Here is a 19,019-nt window from a genome sequence, read left to right on the forward strand (position 1 = left end):
TCCTCGGTCGCCTGGGGTGGATCAACGAGCTGGGTTGCTGTGTGTGGGGGGATTGCGGCGCGGCCCGCACCGTGGGGGATTGGATGTGCGGGCCGCGCCAGTCATCGGGCGTGCGGATCCGGCTCTAGTACGCCCGGTTCCGGCGACGCCACCACATGAGGCCCGTGCCGATCAGCAGGACACCGGCCGCGCCGGCGCCCGCCGAGGCGGCGATCAGCGTGGTGTCTTCGCCGGCCGGGGTCAGCGCGTCGCCGAGCTGGCTGCGGGTGGCGGCCTCGCCGGTGCCCTTGGCGAGCGCACCACGCGAACCCTCGGTCGGCAGCGCGACGTACGGGAAGTACTTCTCGAATTCCTTGTCGTTCTTGTCGACCGCGTCGCCCAGGTCGTTCTTCGCGCCCAGCAGCTCACCCTCGACGACCTGCAGCGAGGCGTCGATCACGTCGTCGGTGAGGCGACGGCCGTTCGGGAAGCCCGCGTTGTCGCCGTCGAGGACGCCGAGCCGCTTGGGGCTGGCGCTCGGCTTGATCGAGGTGTTGAGACGCAGCTGCTCCGACGGCGTCACGTACGGCGGCTGGTTGAGGCCCTTGACGCCCTTCAGGAACACGTCGACGAGGTCGTTGCGCGGCTCGGCCGGCGCCTTGATCTTGTAGATCGCCTCGATGAGCTTCGGCAGCTCGGGGTTGGTGACGTTCTTCAGGAACTGGCCGTCGTCCTTCGGCTCGGACGCGTTGAACTTGTCCTTGTCCTTGATGGGGTTGACGACCTCGTTGACCAGCGGGTTGCCCAGGCGCGAGACCTGCTTGTACTCGCCGCGGGCGTTCTGCCGCTGCGTCGTCGACCAGATGCCCACGATCGGCTGGTGCATCGACTCGGTGATCAGCTGGGTCGGGATCTGCAGCGCGATCGAGTTGACGTTGTAGCCCTTGAGCGTGTCGTTGCCGACCTCGGAGAGGTTCCCGCCGTACAGCAGGTCGAAGACGCGCAGGTCAAGGAAGAACGGGTCGTCGGCCTGCCCGGCGAAGGTCTGCGTGCCGTTGTGCAGCTTGTACACCGCCTGCTGACGCAGCTTCGCGTAGTCAGGCATCGACGCCTTGCCGACGTTCGACGGCGCCACGGGGACGTCGGAGGCGACCCTCGTCTTCGAGACCTGGTACCCCTTCTTCAGCTTGATCAGCTCGAGGTCGTACGTCTGCGTCACGTTCAGGTCGGGGTCGTCCAGGCTCTCGACCGCGCCCGTGTTGTACAGGAACGTCTTCTTGTTCTTGACGTGCGTCTTGAACGTGTACCGGAAGATCAGGTCTTCCTTGGCGTCACCGTTGTTGTCGATGTTGATGTCGTACTGGGCGTCCTCGGCGAACGGGAAGAAGTTCGGGCCGCCGGCCGGCTCCTCGAAGGGGATCCAGTTCGCGACGACCGTCGTCGAGTCCGGCTTGTCCGGGCTCACGAAGGCGTACACGTCCGTGTTGTCGTACTGGGGGGTCCCCGAGATCAGCGGAGCCTCCCGGTGGCTGGAGGCGGAGGCCGCCTGCGGTTCCAGCGCGGAGACGCCGGCTGCCGCGAGCCCTCCAGCGGCCAGCGCTCCGGAGATGAGAGTTGCGACGCTCCGGCGTCCCGGGCCGCGCTTGGAAGTAGGTGTCATGCCGTCCGTCCTCATTGCCAACTTGCCTGACGGACAGTGATACGCAGCGGAAGGCCGATCGGATTGGTCCGAGGCGAAAAACTTTTTTTCTTTCTTCCACCCGCGTTTGGGGCACGCTGATCCGTAACCCCGTCCGGAGGTGTGTTCGTTGCGAATGCCTGGTGTGGCGGGACGGGGCCGGTGCGGCCGCAGAGAGGGGGACCGCGTGGGCGCGGACGAGCTACTGGTGCTCGTGGCAGGTGGCGACCAACGGGCGTTCGAGGAGCTGTACGGACTGGTGTCAGGACCGGTGTTCGGATTGGTGCGGCGGGTCGTGAGGGATCCGGCGCAGTCGGAGGAGGTGGCGCAGGAGGTGCTGCTCGAACTGTGGCGCTCCGCCGCCCGCTTCGACCCCGGACGCGGCAGCGCCCTGTCCTGGGTCCTCACCCTCGCCCACCGCCGCGCCGTCGACCGCGTACGCAGCGCACGCGCGGCCGGCGAACGCGAGCAGCGCGAGGCCCAGCGCGCCCACCACCCCGCCTTCGACCAGGTGTCCGAGGAGGTCGAGGCCGGTCTGGAGCGCGAGTACGTGCGCCGCTGCCTGGACCGCCTCACCGCCCTGCAACGCCAGTCCGTCACCCTCGCCTACTACGACGGCTATACGTACCGTGAAGTGGCCGAGCGGCTCTCGCTGCCCCTGGGCACCGTCAAGACGCGGATGCGCGACGGACTCACGCGGCTGCGCGAATGCCTGGGAGGTGCCGCATGAGTCTGCTCGACCGCCTCTTCCGCCGCGACGACCCGCACTCCCTCGCGGCCCCCTACGCCCTCGACGCCCTCGACCCCGAGGAGCGCCGCCGCTTCGAGAAGCACCTGAAGGGCTGCGCCCGGTGCACCGCCGAGGTGCGCGCCCTGTCCGAGGACGCCGTCCGGCTGGCCTGGTCGACGGCCGCCCCGGCGCCGGCCGCGATGCGCGACCGGGTGCTGGCCGCCGTACGGGCCACTCCGCAGGAGCGGGCGCCGGTGCGGGAGCACGCTCCTCAACTGCCGCCGCACGTGTGGGGCGCCCAGCCGCCGCCCGCGCGCGCCCGTGCGCCCCGCGAGCGCCGCCGCCCCCTGTTCGTGCCGTTCGCCACCGCCACGGCCGCCGCGGCTCTCGTCGTCGCCTCGCTCTTCGCCGTCCAGGCCAACCGCACCCAGGACCAGTTGAACGCCGAGCGGGCCCAGTCACGTGAGATCGCCCACGTTCTGGCGGCTCCGGACGCCCGCGCGACCACCGGCAAGGACGCCGAGGGAAGAAGTATCGGAGTGATCGCCTCCGCCTCGGAGAAGGAAGCGATCGTGACGCTGAGCGGATACGACCACCTGCCCAGCGGACAGGTGCACCAGCTGTGGCTCATGCGCCCCGACGTGCAACCACGCTCCCTCGGACTTTTCGACGGCGACACGCCCCTGGTCGCGACCGGTCTCGACACCGCAGCGACGTCACTCGCCGTAACCGTCGAACCCGACGGGGGATCAGCGAAGCCCACTACTCAGCCGATTGTCCAACTCGCCCTGAAAACTGTTGGATTCGGAGAGTAATCGTCAACCCCCTTGTGGGGTAGGTGAATCCTGTGACCGGGATACACGGGTGCCCGGACGGGGCGATAGGGTTAACCTGCCCGGGCCGGGTGGACTCGTACGGGTGGGGAGTGACATGGAACAGATAACAGCGCGCAGGGCGAGGGTCCCTGCGATCACCTGCGGCAGCAGCGCGACCAGTTCGCGCCTGGACCGCCACCTCTCGGTACTGGCGGGTCCCGCCGTACCGCAGCGGGAGGCGGCCGAGGCGACCTCGCTGATGCGTGAGCTCACCGCTCGTGACACCACACAGCGGCGCAGTGACAGGGGCGCGCGGGTCCGCCGCGTCTCCCTCTTCGCACCCCTGCGTCGGCTGCGCCGTTCGCTGTTCGGCGGGAACTGAGGTCCGCGCTCAGGCGACCACACCGTCCCGGCGCAGTGCTGCGACCTCGTCGTCCGTCATCCCCACGGCGCGCAGCAAGGCCTCGGTGTGCTCCCCGAGCGCGGGCACGTTCCCCATACGCGCCTCCTCCCCGCCCGGCAGAGTGATCGGCGGCAGGAGCGCCCGCAGTGGCCCGACCGGCGTCCCCACCTGCCGCCACCGCTCCCGGGCCGCCAACTGCGGATGCTCCGCCACCTCGTGCACGTCCCGCAGACGTGCGCAGGCGAGCCCCGCACCCTCCAGCCGGGCCAGCGCCTCCCCGGTGCCCAGCGCGCCCAGTGCCTCGGCCACATACGCGTCCGTACGCTCCCGGTGGGCCACCCGCGCGGCATTCGTCGCGAACGCCGGATCCGTCCCCAACTCGGGCCGACCGACGACCTGTTCCGCCAGCCTCCGCCACTCCCGGTCGTTCTGCACCGACAGCAGTACGCGCCCACCGTCCGCCGTCGCGTAGGCGTCGTACGGCGCGATCACCGCGTGCGCCAAACCCGTGCGGGCCGGGGCGGTCCCGTCGTGCATCGCGTGGTGCAGCGGGTGCCCCATCCACTCCGCCAGCGCGTCCAGCATCGACACCTCCACCGGCCCGCCCCGCCCGGTCGCCCCCCGCCGCACCAGCGCCGCCAGCACCCCCGAGAACGCGTACATGGCGGCCGCGATGTCGGCCGCCGGGATCCCCGCCTTGACGGGCTGCTCGGGCGTCCCGGTGACCGACACCAGACCCGCCTCGCACTGCACGAGCATGTCGTACGCCCGCTTGTCCGCGTACGGCCCCGTCGCCCCGTACCCGGAGATGTCCACGGCGACCAGCCGCGGGTGCGCCGCGCACAGGCCGGCCGCGTCCAGGCCGAGCCGGGCGGCGGCCCCCTGCGCGAGGTTCTGCACGAAAACGTCCGCCTCCGCGACCAGCCGCCGTACGACGTCCAGGCCCCGCGGGTCCTTCAGGTCGAGCGCGATGGACTCCTTGCCCCGGTTGCACCACACGAAGTGCGAGGCCAGGCCCCGGGCGGCGGTGTCGTAGCCGCGCGCGAAGTCGCCGCCGTCGATCCGCTCCACCTTGATGACCCGGGCACCGAGGTCGGCGAGCTGACGGGTGGCGAAGGGGGCCGCTACGGCCTGTTCGACGGCGACGACGGTGATGCCCTCAAGGGGCGGCGGGAGCTGATCCATGAGTGGATCATGACCCGCGCCGCCCCCTTCTGTCATGGCCGCGCGTACCGGACCGTCACGGCCGCGCGTACTTGCGCACCGCGAGCGGCACGAACACCGCGAGCAGAACCGCGCTCCAGGCCAGCGACCCGGCGACCGGGTGCGCGACCGGCCAGGAGGCACCGTCGGGCACGGGCGCGTTGCCGAAGAGGTCCCGCAGGGCCGTGGACACCGCGCTGAGCGGGTTCCACTCGGCGAGCGTTCGCAGCCAGCCGGGCAGGTTGTCCGTGGGGATGTAGGCGTTGGACAGCAGCGGCAGCATGAAGGTCGCGCTGCCCAGCTGGCCGGCCGCCTCCTCGCTCTTGGTCAGCAGCCCGAGGAAGATCCCGATCCAGGTGCAGGCGAACCGGAACAGCAGCAACAGGGCGAGGGCGCCCGCGGCCGCCGGGGCCGAACCGTCGACACGCCAGCCCACCGCAAGGCCCACCAGCAGGAACGGCACCGTCCCGACCGCCGTGACGACGATGTCGGCGACCGCCTGCCCGAGCGGCACGGCCGCCCGGCTCACCGGCAGGGTCCGCAGCCGGTCCGTCACCCCGCGGTGGACGTCCTGGGCCGCCTGGAACATGCCGGTCATGATCCCGTTCGCGGCGGTCGCGACCAGCAGACCCGGCACCAGGAACGACCGGTACTCGGCGCCCGGCATCGCGAGGGCACTGCCGAAGACGTAGCCGAAGAACAGCAGCATGGTGATCGGCATGGTCTGGGTGAGGATCACCAGCGCCGGGTTGTTGCGCACGCGCAGCAGCTGGCGGCCCAGCATGGCCGTGCCGTCGAAGGCGAGGGTGCTCATGCGGCGACCTCCTGGTCGGTGGTGAGGCGCAGGAACACCTCGTCGAGGGTCGGGGGACGCAGCGTCGCGTCCAGCAACGGCACACCCGCCGCGTCGAGTTCGCGCACCAGGCGGGGCAGCGTCAGCGTGGAGTCCCGCGTGACCGCGCCGACGGCCGTGCGCTCGTGGTCGAACGTCGGCTCGGTTCCGGTCAATTGGTCCAGGACCCCTGCCGCCTTCGCCAGGACGTCCGGGTCCGCGACGACCACTTCCGCGTAGGAGCCGATGAGCGCCTTGAGTTCGCGGGGCGATCCGGTGTGGGCGACCCGGCCCCGGTTCACCAGGGCGATGTCATCGGCGAGTTGGTCCGCCTCCTCCAGGTACTGGGTGGTCAGCACGACCGTGGTGCCGTCCTGCTTGAGTTCGCGGACGGCGTCCCAGATGTCGTTGCGGCTGGCCGGGTCGAGGCCGGTCGTGGGCTCGTCGAGGAAGAGCACCGCGGGGCGGCGGATCAGGCTCGCCGCGAGGTCGAGGCGGCGCCGCATACCGCCCGAGTAGGTGGACGCCGGCCGGTCGGCTGCCTCGGTGAGCCCGAAGCGGTCCAGCAGCTCGGCGGCCCTCCCGCCCGGGTCGTGCATCCGGTGCAGCCGGGCGAACAGGCGCAGATTCTGGCGGCCGGTGAGGTCGCCGTCGACCGACGCGTACTGCCCCGTCACGCTGATGGCCCCGCGGACGGCGGCCGCGTCCCGGACGAGGTCGTGTCCGGCGACCCGGGCCGACCCCGCGTCGGGCCGCAGCAGCGTCGTCAGCAGTCGTACCGCCGTGGTCTTGCCCGCCCCATTCGGTCCGAGCAGCCCGCAGACGGTGCCCTGGGGGACGGCGAGGTCGAGGCCCTGGAGCGCGTGCACATCGCCGAAACGCTTCTCCAGACCTTCACTAAGTACAGCGTACGTAGAAGTCATGGGGTGACCATAGCGCACTACGTACGCTGTACGTAACTAGCATGGTGGGCGAGGTGATGATCGATGACGGGCCGAGCGGCCGTACCCGAAGTGATCTGGGCCCGTCCCGAGCGGGCGGGCCGGGGGCCGAAGCCGGCGTACACCCGGGCCGACATCGCGGCGGCGGCGGTGCGGATCGCCGACGCGGAGGGGCTGGACGCGGTGTCGATGCGGCACGTCGCGGCGGCGCTGGGGTGCGGGACGATGTCCCTGTACAACTACGTCCCCCGCAAGGAGGATCTGTACGAGCTGATGGTGGACGCGGTCGGCGGCGAGCACGAGCCGTGGGAGCCGAGCGGGGACTGGCGGGCGGACATGGTCCGCGTCGCCCACCAGACACGCGCGTTGATGTACAAGCACACCTGGCTGCCCCGGCTGATGTCACCGGTGTACGGGTTCAGCCCCAATGCCCTGCGGTATCTGGAGCACTGCCTGACCTGCCTCGATCCGCTGGAGGCGCCCTACGGCACCAAGATGGAGCTGATCGCGATGGTGAACGGGGTCGTGACGGCGTACGTCGGCAACGAGCTGGCCACCGCCGAGCGCACGCGGTCGCTGCCGTGGTCGGAGGAGCAGGAGAACGCCGTGCGGATCGCGTATCTGGGCAGCCAGATCGCCAGTGGGGCGTACCCGCGAATGGCGGCGGCGTTCACGGAGGACGCGGGCCCGATCGATCTCGAGGCGGTGTTCGAACGGATGCTGGAGCGGGTGCTCGACGGCTTCCAGCGCGGCACCTAGGGCCTCTCGTTGGATCATGCCGGGCTCGCGGGCCTGATCCAAAGGAAAGACCCTAGAGCAACGTGAACTGGCCCTCGGGGCCCTCCTCGTGGTGGTCCAGCACCGACGCCGGCCTGCGGGCCGCGTCCGGGGGCGGCAGTACGCCCGCCTCACGCAACTCCGCCGACGTGATCGGGTCCGTCAGCTCCCACTCCTCCTGGTGTGGGCGCAGTTCCGCCAGCAGGGTCAACACCGTGATCAACTCCAGGAGTTCCGAGGTCCAGGTCTGCGGCCAGGTCGTCGGGCGGATGGCGGACAGGGTGCCCGGTGCGGCCGTCTCGGCCGTTCTCGCCGTGAACCACGCCTCCAGGACCCTGGTTCCGCCCACCTCGAAGTCCCACGCCTGCGGGGGCACCGGTGAGATGCGGCCCTCGTCGAGGTGGAGGGACTCCTCGTCGCGGTCGTAGTGGAGGGCGAGAGGGAAGGTGGGGAGCGGGGCACGGACGTAGGGGCGGCGGCCGCCGGGGAGTTTGGGGCGGTCGCCGTCGCGGCGCAGCAGCCACAGGACGCGGCGGCCCGTCTCGACGCCCCGCGACCAGAGGTCGGGGTCCCGGGTGAGCGGGACGGTGAGGTCGGGGCGGGCGACGGTCAGGGTCCAGGCCAGGAAGTCCACCGGATCGGGGGAGTGGCCCAGCGCGTCCAGCAGGCCCGGGGCCAGGTTGGGCTCCTCGGCGCCGGGGCGGCGGTAGAGCGGGCGGATGCGGCCGGGACGCAGGAGGGGGACCAGGGAGGTCGCCAGGAGGGGTGACTCCGGGGTCTCCAGCACGAAGATCTGGTGCTCGTCCGCGACCCGCCACAGTTCGGGGCGGGCCGCGTCGATCAGGCGGTGGTCGGGGATGAGCCACTGCTCGTCGAAGGGCGCGGTCAGGACGCGCACCGGATCCGGGCAGGGGCCCGAGGCGCGGGCCAGTTTCTCCGTGCCCGCGCCGGACCGGCCAGGCAGTTGCCCCACCGCCGTGTGCGGGGTGCGTGCGCGCGTCGGCTCGAACAGGGCCTCGCGGTCGTGGCCCTCCGCTTTCATGAGGGCGTCCCAGCGGGCCTTGAGGGAGACCGGGTCGGGGGCCGCCGGCCAGCCCCGGCCGAGCCGAGGCGGTGCGACGGACCACGGCATGAGGTCCGCCAGCGGCGGAGCGTCGTCGTGCGTCACGCTGGGCATGGTACGTGGGACTGCCCGCGGCACGTCACGTCGCGTCGAGGGTGACCGTGAAGGAGAAACGGTCGCCCCGGTAGTGGATGACGGCGGCGTCCAGGACCCGCCCGTCCCCGTCGTAGGTCACGCCGGTGTAGTGCAGGATCGGGCTCAGCAGTGGCACCTGGAGGAGCTGGGCGGTCTCCGGGTCCGCGAGCCGGGCCTCCACGGTGTCGGTGATCCGGCTGATGTCCGCGCCCACGACGTCCCGCAGCACCTTGGTCATCGGCCAGCGCAGCAGGTCGTCCGGGTCGATGCGGGCGGCGATCTCCGGACGGACGTAGTTGCGGGCGTGGTTGGTCGGCTCGCCCGTCTTCTCGTCGCCGCGCAGCCGGTGGTACGTCGCCACCTCGGCCAGGTCCGGGAAGAACTCGGCCAGTTCGGCCGGCACCGGAGCCCGCCCGTGGCCGAGGAGTTCCGTCGCCATGCCGGACTGCTGGGCCACGATCGCGTCGACCGAGCCGAGCAGCCGCACGGGCGCACCCCGCTGCACGCCCGGCTCGATGAATGTGCCGCGCCTGCGATGGCGGCTGATCAGCCCCTCGCCCTCCAGCTCCTTCAGCGCCTGCCGCATGGTCAGCACGCTCACCCCGTAGTGGCCCGCCAACTGCTCCTCCGTGGGCAGCCGCAGCGGGTCCCGGGGCGAGCGGCCGAGTATCGAGGCGCGCAGCGACTGCGACACCTGGTACCAGAGCGGCAGCTTGCGGTTGAGGACGATCGAGTCCGGGGCGAAGGAGGTCACGGGGGTCATCCGTACCGGCAGGGAGGGTTCAGTGCAAGGGGCGGAAGTGCCGCTCCAGGCCCTGCCACACGTCGTCGTAGTGCGGTTGCAGGTGCTCCGCGCGGGCCGCGTGCGGGGTGAGGGTGATCGGCCAGCGGGTCTCGAACATGAACGCGAGGCCGTCGTCGACCTTCTGGGGCCGGAGTTCGGCGGCGCTCGCCCGGTCGAAGGTCTCCCGGTCGGGGCCGTGCGCCGACATCATGTTGTGCAGCGAGCCGCCGCCCGGCACGAAGCCCCCCTTACCGGCAGTCTTCGCGTCGTAGGCGCCCTCGATCAGGCCCATGTACTCGCTCATCACGTTCCGGTGGAAGTACGGCGGCCGGAAGGTGTCCTCGCCCACCAGCCAGCGCGGCGCGAAGACCACGAAGTCCACGCCGGCCAGACCGGGGGTGTCCGACGGCGACGTCAGCACCGTGAAGATCGACGGGTCGGGATGGTCGTAGGAGATCGTCCCGATCACGTTGAAGCGGCGCAGGTCGTAGACGTAGGGGACGTGGTTGCCGTGCCAGGCGACGACGTCGAGCGGGGAGTGGTCGTAAGGGGCAGTCCAGAGGTTGCCGCAGAACTTGTTCACCACCTCCACCGGGCCCTCGACGTCCTCGTACGCGGCGACCGGCGCACGGAAGTCGCGGGGGTTGGCCAGGCCGTTGGCGCCGATCGGGCCGAGGTCGGGGAGACGGAAGGGGGCGCCGTAGTTCTCGCAGACGTAGCCGCGGGCCGTGGCGTCCAGGAGATCGACGCGGAAGCGGACCCCGCGCGGGATCAGGGCCACCTCGCCCGGCTCGGCGTGCAGCAGTCCGAACTCCGTGCGCAGCAGGAGACCGCCGCGCTCGGGGACGATCAGCAGCTCGCCGTCGGCGTCGCTGAAGACGCGGTCCATCGAGGAGTCGGCGTGGTACACGTGCACGGCCATGCCGGTGCGCTGGGTGACGTCGCCGTTGCCGCCCAGGGTCCACAGGCCGGCCAGGAAGTCCGTGCCGTCCTGCGGCTCGGGCAGGGGGTCCCAGCGCAGCCGGTTCGGGTCGGGCACCGACTCCGTGAAGGGTGCCGTACGGATCCGGCCGTTGTGCGTGTGCGTGAACGCCGGGTGGGCGGCCGACGGGCGGATCCGGTACAGCCACGAGCGGCGGTTGTGGGCCCTGGGCTCGGTGAACGCCGTACCGCTGAGCTGCTCGGCGTACAGGCCGAGGGGAGCGCGCTGGGGTGCGTTGCGGCCCTCGGGGAGGGCGCCCGGGACGGCCTCGGAGCTGTGCTCGTTGCCGAAACCGGAGAGGTAGGTCAGCCCCTCGGCGGTCTTGCGTGCGTCCCCGCTGCCCATGGTCGCTCCCTTGCCGTCCGATTCCTATGTATCACCGTAGGATTGCGGTTTCCCGGGCGCAAGAGGCCGACGTGATCTCCTCATGGAGGACGACGCGGGCGCGGTGAGAACCCGACCACAGGGGGATCCGAGCTGCCGGACGAATGTTCTACGCTCCCCGGCATGTCGTGGACGCGGGGGTTCGTCGCCGCGCTCGCCGTCTGTGTCCTGATGTTGACCGGATCCGCGGGCTGCGCTTCCAGTGATGCCTACGGGCAGGGCGGGACCGGAGAGTCGTCGCCGCCCGTGGGCAAGCTCCTCGACGACACCGACGGGGAGGGGCACCGCCTGCGGGAGGTGGACGACAAGGGCGCACCCCGGGTCGCCATGGAGGTCCAGCCCGACGCCGACGGCAGCTGGGACGTCCGGCTGACCGTCCCCGCCTTCCGCTTCTCACCGGCCGGTACCGCGGCGCAGGCCGTGGCCGGCCAGGGCATCGCCCGCCTCTTCGTGGACGGCCGCCCCGTCGCCACCCTGCGCGGCCCGGACCACCGCCTCGCGGCCGACTATCTCCCGCACGGCACCCACCACGTCACCGCGCGCCTGTACGCCGACGACGGCACGGTCTGGGCCGTGGACGGCGAGCCGGTCGAGTGCACGGCGGACATCACCGCCTCGGCTGCCGAGCCGACGTCCACGGTGAGTACCGGGAGCGCCTCGCCCCGTACCGGGGGGCGAGGTTCACCGGACCGCGGTGGAGAGGCATCATGAAGCCCGTGCCCGACGCGACATCGCTCCGCCGCGCGCCCGTGCAGCGGCGCAGCGCGGAACGCCTGACCAGGATCCTCGACGCCTGCGCCGACCTCCTCGACGAGGTCGGCTACGACGCCCTGAGCACCCGGGCCGTGGCACTGCGCGCCGGTGTCCCGATCGGCTCGGTGTACCGCTTCTTCGGCAACAAGCGCGCGATGGCCGACGCGCTCGCCCAGCGCAACCTGGAGCGCTACACCGAACGCGTCACCGAGCGGCTGAAGGAGGCCCGGCGTGGGGGTACCTCCCGCTCGAGCGAAGCCGAGAGCGGGGGAGACTGGCGGGTCGCCATGGACGCCGTGCTCGACGAGTACCTGGCGATGAAGCGCACCGCGCCGGGCTTCTCCCTCGTCGACTTCGGCAATCAGATCCCGGTCGGGGCCCGGGACGGCGAACCCAACCACCGCGTCGCCGAGCGCCTCACCGAGCTCCTCTCCGGCTATCTCGACCGCGAACCCGACGACGACATGCAGCGCGTCTTCCTCGTCGCCGTCGAAACCGCGGACACCCTGGTGCACCTCTCCTTCCGGGTGGACCCGGAGGGTGACGAGAAGATCATCGGGGAGGCGCGGGAGCTGTTGCGGGCTTATCTGGCGCGGGTGCTGGACTGAGAGCGCTCAGGACCTGTCCGGCCGATCACGGTGGAGGAAAGCACCGGCGCCGACCGGAAGGCCTAACCCCCGGTTTCGGCCGGGAGAGGTCTCCCCTCCGTGCATACCGGTCGGTATGCTCATCCGGGAAGAGGCACCGCTGCCCCCAGGAGGACCCGTGTCCCGCACCGCTCTGCGTATCTGTCCCCTGTGTGAGGCCACCTGCGGGCTGACACTCACCATTGAGGGCACGAAGGTCACCGGCGCCCGCGGCGACCGGGACGACGTGTTCAGCAGGGGATTCATCTGCCCCAAGGGAGCCTCCTTCGGGGCCGTCGACAGTGACCCCGACCGGCTGCGCACGCCACTCGTGCGCAGGGACGGCGAGCTGCGGAAGGCGAGCTGGGAGGAGGCGTTCGAGGCGGTCGCGGCGGGCGTCCGCCCGGTCGTCGAGCGGTTCGGTCCGCACTCCGTCGGGGTCGTCCTCGGCAACCCCAACGTGCACACCGTGGCCGGCGGCCTCTACCCGGCGGTGCTCCTCGCCGGCCTCGGCACCCGCAGCCTGTTCACCGCCTCCACGCTCGACCAGATGCCCAAGCACGTCTCCAGCGGGCTGCTGTTCGGCGACGCGAACGCCATCCCCGTACCGGACCTGGACCACACCGACCACCTCCTCCTCATCGGCGCCAACCCCCTGGAGTCCAACGGGAGCCTGTGCACCGCGCCCGACTTCCCCGGCCGGCTCAAGGCGCTCAAGGCCCGCGGCGGCACCCTCACCGTCATCGACCCGCGCCGCACCCGCACCGCGCAGCTCGCCGACCGGCACATCGCGATCCGGCCGGGCACCGACGCGCTGCTGCTCGCGGCGATGACCTACGTGCTGTTCGAGGAAGGCCTGGTAGACCTCGGCGAGCTGGGCCCACACGTCCAGGGCGTCGAAGAAGTGCGCGCCGCCGTACGGGAGTTCACGCCCGAGGCCGTCGCCGAGGCCTGTGACGTCGAGGCCGCCGTGACCCGTGCCCTGGCCCGCGAGCTGGCCGCCGCGTCCACGGCCGCCGTATACGGCCGCATCGGCAGCTGCACCGTCCCGCACGGCACCCTCGCCAGCTGGCTGGTCGACGTCCTCAACATCCTCACCGGCAACCTCGACCGGCCCGGCGGCGCCCTCTTCCCGCTGGCCGCCACGGACCGGACGCCCCGCCCCGCGGCACCGGGCCGGGGCTTCGCGCTCGGGCGCTGGCACTCCCGGGTCGGCCGCCACCCCGAGGCGAAGGGCGAACTGCCGCTCTCCGTACTCGCCGAGGAGATCGACACCGCCACCGAGGAGGGCGAGCCGATCCGGGCGCTGATCGCCGTCGCCGCCAACCCGGTGCTGTCGGCCCCCGACGGCGACCGCCTCGACAAGGCGCTGGACTCCCTCGACTTCATGGTCGTCGTCGACCCGTACCTCAACGAGACCTCGCGCCACGCGGACGTCGTGCTGCCGCCGCCCCCGCCCTCGCAGAGCCCCCACCACGACTTCGCCTTCAACACCCTCGCCGTACGCAACCAGGTCCGCTACACCCGCCCCGCCCTCCCGCTGGAGCCCGGCCGGATGGCGGAGACGGAGATCTTCGCCCGGCTGATCCTGGCCGTCACCGGCATGCACGGCGCCGACCCGTCCGCCGTGGACACACTGGTCGTCGACCAGACCCTCGGCAAGGCCGTCAAGGAACCCCACTCACCCGTGCACGGCCGCGACCCCCGCGAGCTGGCGTCCCTGCTCACCGGCGACGACGGCCCCGAGCGGCGACTCGACATGATGCTGCGCCTCGGCCCCTACGGCGACGGTTTCGGCGTACGACCGGACGGGCTGAGCCTGGAGAAGCTGCTGGCCCATCCGCACGGCATCGACCTCGGTCCGCTGCGGCCCCGCCTGCCACAGCCTCTCAAGACCCGTAGCGGCAAAGTCGAGTTGCTGCCGTCGCCGATCGCGGACGACCTGCCGCGGCTGCGTGAAGCCTTGGCGCAACGCCCCGCCGGACTCGTCCTCGTCGGGCGCCGGCACCTGCGGTCCAACAACAGCTGGATGCACAACGTCCCCGCCCTGACCGGCGGCAGCAACCGCTGCACCCTGCACATCCACCCCGAGGACGCCGAACGGCTCGGCGTGCGCGACGGGGCGCCGGTCCGGGTGAAGGGCGCCGGGGGAGAGGTGACCGCCCCGGCCGAGGTCACCGACGGCGTGCGCCGGGGCGTGGTGAGCCTGCCGCACGGCTGGGGCCACGACCGGCCCGGCACCCGGATGAGCCACGCGGCCACCGACCCCGGCGTCAACGTCAACCAGCTCCTCGACGGCAGCCTGCTCGACCCCCTCTCGGGCAACGCGGTCCTCAACGGCGTACCCGTCGAACTGGCCCCGGTGACGTGAAAAATACGGCTCCGATGGCCGAAATGCTCATGCCTCTGACCTCAGCAAAGCCGTGACCAGCAGTTTTGCGCTTATTGCTCGCACGTCAACGTCTTGTTAACGCCAAACGAACGGACCTAACGTCGTCGAACCGCCGGCCCTGGTGGGAGTTCAAGGGCGAACGTTAGGTATCCACTCATGTTGACCATCCTCGGCTTCGCCATGATCGCGACCTTCCTGGTCCTGATCATGCTGAAGAAGATGTCGCCGATCGCGGCGCTCGTGCTGATCCCCGCGCTGTTCTGCGTGTTCGTCGGCAAGGGCGCCAAGCTCGGTGACTACGTCATCGACGGCGTCACCAGCCTCGCCCCCACCGCGGCGATGCTCATGTTCGCGATCGTCTACTTCGGTGTGATGATCGACGTCGGCCTCTTCGATCCGATCGTTCGGGGCATCCTCAAGTTCTGCAAGGCCGACCCGCTGCGCATCGTCGTCGGCACGGCCCTGCTCGCGTCGATCGTCTCACTCGACGGCGACGGCTCGACCACCTTCATGATCACGGTCTCGGCGATGTACCCGCTGTACAAGCGCCTGAAGATGAGCCTGGTCGTGATGACCGGTGTCGCCGCCATGGCCAACGGCGTGATGAACACCCTGCCGTGGGGCGGCCCGACCGCCCGTGCCGCCACCGCGCTGAAGCTCGACGCCAGCGAGATCTTCGTCCCGATGATCCCCGCGCTCGCCGTCGGCCTGGTCTTCGTGATCGCCCTCTCGTACGTCCTCGGCCGCCGCGAGCGCAAGCGGCTCGGCGTGCTGACGCTGGACGAGGCGCTGGTCGGGGGCCACGTCAAGGACGAGGCCGCGGAGAAGGTCGAGGAGAAGGAGACCGAGGCGGTGCTCGTGGGCGCCGGCGGCTCCGGTTCCTCCGGCTCCGACAAGGTCGCCGCCCGCACCGGGGGCTCCGGTGCCGACGTCACCCTCGGCGACGACGACGAGTCCGACGACGACATGCAGGGCCTCGACCCGAACCGCGCCACGCTGCGCCCCAAGCTGTACTGGTTCAACGCGCTGCTCACGGTGGCCCTGCTCACCGCGATGATCATGGAGTACCTGCCGATCCCGGTGCTGTTCGTGCTCGGTGCCGCGCTCGCGCTGACCGTCAACTTCCCGCGCATCCCCGACCAGAAGGCCCGCCTCGCGGCCCACGCCGACAACGTCCTCAACGTCTCCGGCATGGTCTTCGCCGCCGCGGTCTTCACCGGCGTCCTCCAGGGCACCGGCATGGTCGACCACATGGCCAAGTGGCTCGTCGACGTCATCCCCAACTCCATGGGCCCGCACATGGCGTTCGTGACCGGCCTGCTCAGCCTGCCGCTCACCTACTTCATGTCCAACGACGGCTTCTACTTCGGCATCCTCCCCGTCCTCGCCGAGGCCGGTCAGGCGCACGGCGTGACGTCGCTGGAGATCGCCCGAGCCTCGCTGGTCGGCCAGCCGCTGCACATGTCGAGCCCGCTCGTCCCCGCCGTGTACGTCCTCGTCGGCATGGCGAAGGTCGAGTTCGGCGACCACACCCGGTTCGTCGTCAAGTGGGCGGCGCTGACCTGCCTGGTGATCCTCGCGTCGGGCATGCTCTTCGGGATCATCTGACCCTTCCGGTCCTTCCGACCCTTCCGATCCTTCGCAGGAGGTCTCGCCATGGGGCCCGGTGGGAACCGCGGCTGGCTGCTTCGCCTCGTCATCGCCTTCGGCTTCGCGCAGGGGGCGGTGTCGATGGCCCGGCCCGCCGTGTCCTACCGGGCCCTCGCGCTGGGCGCGGACGAGCGGGCGATCGGTGTCATCGCGGGCGTGTACGCGCTGCTGCCGCTCTTCGCGGCCGTCCCCCTGGGGCGCCGTACCGACCACGGCCGCTGCGCGCCCCTGCTGCCGTTCGGCGTGGTGCTGATATCCGGCGGCTGCGCGCTCAGCGGTCTGGCGGGCTCCCTGTGGGCGATGGCCCTGTGGAGCGGTGTGATGGGCCTCGGGCACCTCTGCTTCGTGATCGGCGCCCAGTCGCTCGTCGCGCGCCAGTCCGCCCCGCACGAACAGGACCGCAACTTCGGGCACTTCACCATCGGCGCCTCCCTCGGCCAACTGGTCGGCCCGGTCGCGGCCGGCGCCCTGATCGGCGGCCCCGACATGGCGGGCACCAGCGAGCTGGCCCTCGTCGTCGCGGGTGCGGGGGCGGCGGTCGCGTTCACGTCGTTGTGGCGCATAGAGAGCCGTACGACCTCCAAGTCCCGTACGGAGCGCGGCGAGCCCGTCCCGGTGCGGCGCATCCTGCGGGCCCGGGGTGTGCCAGCGGGCATCTTCATCAGCCTCGCCGTGCTGTCCGCGACCGACATCCTCACCGCCTATCTGCCGGTGGTCGGCGAACACCGTGGCATCGCGCCGTCCGTGATCGGCGTCCTGCTCAGCCTGCGGGCGGCGGCCACCATCGCCTGCCGACTGGTGCTCACACCCTTGCTGCGGCTGCTCGGGCGGGCGTGGCTGCTGACCGTGACGTGTCTGCTGGCGGCGGTGCTGTGCGCGGGGATCGCGGTGCCGGTGCCGGTGTGGGCGCTCGGGCTGATGCTGGCCGCGCTCGGCTTCTGCCTCGGCGTCGGTCAGCCGCTGTCCATGACGACGGTCGTCCAGGCCGCTCCCGACGGGGCCCGTTCCACCGCTCTCGCGCTGCGGCTGACCGGCAACCGGCTCGGGCAGGTCGCGGCGCCGGCCGCGGCGGGGCTGATCGCGGGAGTCGCGGGGGTGGCCGCGCCGTTCGTGATGCTCGGGGCGCTGTTGCTGCTGTCGTCGGGGATCGCGCTGCGGTCACCGGAGAGGACCGCGGACGGCGCAGTGGGGCCGGAGGGCGTGCGTCGGGCCCGGCGGATCCCGCCGCCGTTGCGCCGGAAGAGCGATATCTGACGGAGCGTGGGGCGCTCCTCCCACACTTTCCGGACGGAGTGTGACATCGAATCAGGTGCAGTCTGATTTGTATGAAAATCACCTGATTCGGAGGGTCTCGTATGCCGACCTCGTCCCGTCCGCGCAGAGCCGCCGCACTGGCGGCACTCACCGTCGGCGGAGCCCTGCTCCTCGGAGTCCCGGCCGCGGTGGCCGCCCCCGGGGACAACGGAGACGTCAAGATCCACATGGCGGGCACCGTCGTGGAGGCCCGGGCCAACCAGCCCAAGATCTGCAGGTTCTACCTCGACGCGGTCAACTTCGACGTCGCCCCGGGCATCAACTGGACCATCGAGCCGCAGTCCGCTCAGGTGGGCAACGGTGCGACCCTTTCCGGCGTCGTCACGCTGGCGAACGGGGAGGGCGTCACCGAGAACATGACGCTGACCGCGGGGCAGTACAGGCTGGAGTGGACGGTCGTCGGCGGCACGGGTGCGCCCAGGGAGAAGGCGTTCACGGTGAACTGCCCCGACAGGATCGGCGTGCCCAACGGAGGTCCGCCCGCGGGCGGCGGCGGCCTCGCCCGCGCCGACGCGTTCACCCCGGTCGCCGGCGCGGCCGCGGTGGGTCTGACCGCGGTCGGCGGAGCGGTCTGGTTCCGGCTTCGGCGCCGTCCCCATGGCGCCGCGTAGGCGAATCCGCAGGCCCTGGTACCGGACGCGCGCCTACCGCCTCACGAGAACGGCCGTACTGGCCGCCTCCCTGGTGGCAGGCGGCGTCTGGTGCGCCCAGGACGAGGAGCCCCCGGCTCCGACCGCTCTACGCCCGCCGGACTCCTCAGGGGCTCGGGTCGACGCACGGGGGGCGGTGCCGGAGCGGGGCGCGGGCGGAGTCGGCGGGGCGGAGGGTCGGGCGCGGACCGGGAGCGTCGGGAAAGCGGAGCCGGGGTGCCCCGGTGAGCGGGCCGGAGCCGGTACGGGCAGGGCTGACGCACACCGGCCGGGGCCCGGTAGGGCGCCCGGCGCGGCTCCGCAGCAGCGGCGCGAAGCCGGGGCCTGCGTGGGCTGGGCCGACGCGCACCGGCCGGGGCCCGGTGTGAGGCCTGGCGCGGCGCCGCCTCAGCCGCCCGGAACCGGTGCCGACGGTGCGCGGCCACAGCGGCCCGGCGCTCGTCCGGGTGTCGACGGTGCGCGGCCACAGCCACCCCGCGTTCGCCCCGGCCCCAACGGCGTACCTCCGCGGCACCCTGGAGTCAGTGGCGGAGCCGGCGCGGCTCGGCCGGCGCATCCCGGCGCAGTCGGCGGCAAGCCGCAGCCCCAGAGGCCTGTTGCCGGCCCTGCGGCTCCTGGCGCCCAGCGGCCCGCTCCCAGACCCGCGGCTCCTGGCGCCCAGCGGCCTGTTGCCGGGCCTGCGGCTCCTGGCGCCCAGCGGCCTGTTGCCGGGCCTGCGGCTCCTGGCGCTCAGCGGCCTGTTGCCGGGCCTGCGGCTACCGGTGCCCAGCGGCCCGCTCCCAGACCCGCGGCTCCCGGTGCCCAGAGGCCTGTTGCCGGGCCTTCGGCTCCCGGCGCTCAGCGGCCTGTTGCCGGGCCTGCGGCTACCGGTGCCCAGCGGCCCGCTCCCAGACCCGCGGCTCCCGGTGCCCAGAGGCCTGTTGCCGGG

Annotated in this window: 17 protein-coding genes and 1 pseudogene; 11 read left to right on the top strand and 7 right to left on the bottom strand. The window is 71.8% G+C overall.

What is annotated here, in order from left to right:
- Positions 1–124 precede the first annotated feature (124 nt).
- Positions 125–1,639, bottom strand: a complete 1,515-nt coding sequence (locus AC067M_RS34755; protein ID WP_478701014.1) for a DUF4331 domain-containing protein — start codon at positions 1,637–1,639, stop codon at positions 125–127.
- Positions 1,640–1,844: 205 nt separating this feature from the next.
- Here AC067M_RS34755 and AC067M_RS34760 point away from each other — a divergent pair, with 205 nt between their 5' ends.
- The 3 genes from AC067M_RS34760 (at position 1,845) to AC067M_RS34770 (ending at position 3,584) form a co-directional block, all read left to right on the top strand.
- Entirely contained in the window at positions 1,845–2,387 is a 543-nt protein-coding gene (locus tag AC067M_RS34760; protein WP_478701015.1) for a sigma-70 family RNA polymerase sigma factor, read from the top strand.
- The gene (locus AC067M_RS34765; RefSeq protein ID WP_478701016.1) at positions 2,384–3,202 is read left to right on the top strand and encodes an anti-sigma factor; all 819 of its coding nucleotides are present in this window, start codon (positions 2,384–2,386) and stop codon (positions 3,200–3,202) included. The genes AC067M_RS34760 and AC067M_RS34765 overlap by 4 nt, the downstream gene beginning before the upstream one ends.
- 115 nt (positions 3,203–3,317) lie before the next feature.
- Entirely contained in the window at positions 3,318–3,584 is a 267-nt protein-coding gene (locus AC067M_RS34770; protein WP_478701017.1) for a hypothetical protein, read from the top strand.
- 9 nt (positions 3,585–3,593) lie between these two features.
- Here the strand turns inward: AC067M_RS34770 and AC067M_RS34775 are convergent, their stop codons facing one another.
- From AC067M_RS34775 to AC067M_RS34785, 3 genes are read right to left on the bottom strand one after another with little or no spacing between them, the layout of a single operon-like run.
- Entirely contained in the window at positions 3,594–4,790 is a 1,197-nt protein-coding gene (locus AC067M_RS34775; RefSeq protein ID WP_478701018.1) for a CaiB/BaiF CoA transferase family protein, read from the bottom strand.
- Between the two features lie 55 nt (positions 4,791–4,845).
- Positions 4,846–5,622 carry an ABC transporter permease gene (locus AC067M_RS34780; protein WP_478701019.1) on the bottom strand — a complete coding sequence of 259 codons (777 nt, stop codon included), beginning with the start codon at positions 5,620–5,622 and terminating at the stop codon, positions 4,846–4,848.
- On the bottom strand, positions 5,619–6,563 hold the full coding sequence (locus tag AC067M_RS34785; protein ID WP_478701020.1) for an ATP-binding cassette domain-containing protein: 945 nt from the start codon (positions 6,561–6,563) through the stop codon (positions 5,619–5,621). Before AC067M_RS34785 ends, AC067M_RS34780 begins: the two co-directional genes overlap by 4 nt.
- Before the next feature lie 63 nt (positions 6,564–6,626).
- Here AC067M_RS34785 and AC067M_RS34790 point away from each other — a divergent pair, with 63 nt between their 5' ends.
- The gene (locus AC067M_RS34790) at positions 6,627–7,340 is read left to right on the top strand and encodes a TetR/AcrR family transcriptional regulator C-terminal domain-containing protein (protein ID WP_478701021.1); all 714 of its coding nucleotides are present in this window, start codon (positions 6,627–6,629) and stop codon (positions 7,338–7,340) included.
- Between the two features lie 52 nt (positions 7,341–7,392).
- Here the strand turns inward: AC067M_RS34790 and AC067M_RS34795 are convergent, their stop codons facing one another.
- The 3 genes from AC067M_RS34795 to hmgA are packed head-to-tail and all read right to left on the bottom strand — an operon-like array spanning position 7,393 to position 10,667.
- Positions 7,393–8,535 carry a type ISP restriction/modification enzyme gene (locus AC067M_RS34795; RefSeq protein WP_478701022.1) on the bottom strand — a complete coding sequence of 381 codons (1,143 nt, stop codon included), beginning with the start codon at positions 8,533–8,535 and terminating at the stop codon, positions 7,393–7,395.
- Positions 8,536–8,560: 25 nt separating this feature from the next.
- Complete coding sequence (locus tag AC067M_RS34800) at positions 8,561–9,310, bottom strand: GntR family transcriptional regulator (RefSeq protein WP_478701023.1); 750 nt, start codon at positions 9,308–9,310, stop codon at positions 8,561–8,563.
- A gap of 28 nt (positions 9,311–9,338) precedes the next feature.
- Complete coding sequence (hmgA, locus tag AC067M_RS34805; RefSeq protein WP_478701024.1) at positions 9,339–10,667, bottom strand: homogentisate 1,2-dioxygenase; 1,329 nt, start codon at positions 10,665–10,667, stop codon at positions 9,339–9,341.
- A gap of 162 nt (positions 10,668–10,829) precedes the next feature.
- Here hmgA and AC067M_RS34810 point away from each other — a divergent pair, with 162 nt between their 5' ends.
- The 7 genes and pseudogenes from AC067M_RS34810 to AC067M_RS34840 all read left to right on the top strand — a co-directional run.
- The gene (locus AC067M_RS34810; protein ID WP_478701025.1) at positions 10,830–11,417 is read left to right on the top strand and encodes a hypothetical protein; all 588 of its coding nucleotides are present in this window, start codon (positions 10,830–10,832) and stop codon (positions 11,415–11,417) included.
- Positions 11,414–12,067, top strand: coding sequence for a TetR/AcrR family transcriptional regulator (locus tag AC067M_RS34815; RefSeq protein ID WP_478701026.1), 654 nt, complete (start codon positions 11,414–11,416; stop codon positions 12,065–12,067). Before AC067M_RS34810 ends, AC067M_RS34815 begins: the two co-directional genes overlap by 4 nt.
- Positions 12,068–12,224: 157 nt before the next feature.
- On the top strand, positions 12,225–14,456 hold the full coding sequence (locus AC067M_RS34820) for a molybdopterin oxidoreductase family protein (protein ID WP_478701027.1): 2,232 nt from the start codon (positions 12,225–12,227) through the stop codon (positions 14,454–14,456).
- 177 nt (positions 14,457–14,633) lie between these two features.
- On the top strand, positions 14,634–16,085 hold the full coding sequence (locus AC067M_RS34825) for a CitMHS family transporter (protein ID WP_478701028.1): 1,452 nt from the start codon (positions 14,634–14,636) through the stop codon (positions 16,083–16,085).
- Between the two features lie 48 nt (positions 16,086–16,133).
- Entirely contained in the window at positions 16,134–17,381 is a 1,248-nt protein-coding gene (locus AC067M_RS34830; protein ID WP_478701029.1) for an MFS transporter, read from the top strand.
- 101 nt (positions 17,382–17,482) lie between these two features.
- Positions 17,483–18,052, top strand: coding sequence for a hypothetical protein (locus AC067M_RS34835; protein ID WP_478701030.1), 570 nt, complete (start codon positions 17,483–17,485; stop codon positions 18,050–18,052).
- 452 nt (positions 18,053–18,504) lie between these two features.
- Positions 18,505–19,019, top strand: a pseudogene (locus AC067M_RS34840) (hypothetical protein); the annotation flags it as partial.

It is taken from the genome of Streptomyces sp. NPDC043427 (genome assembly GCF_056436655.1).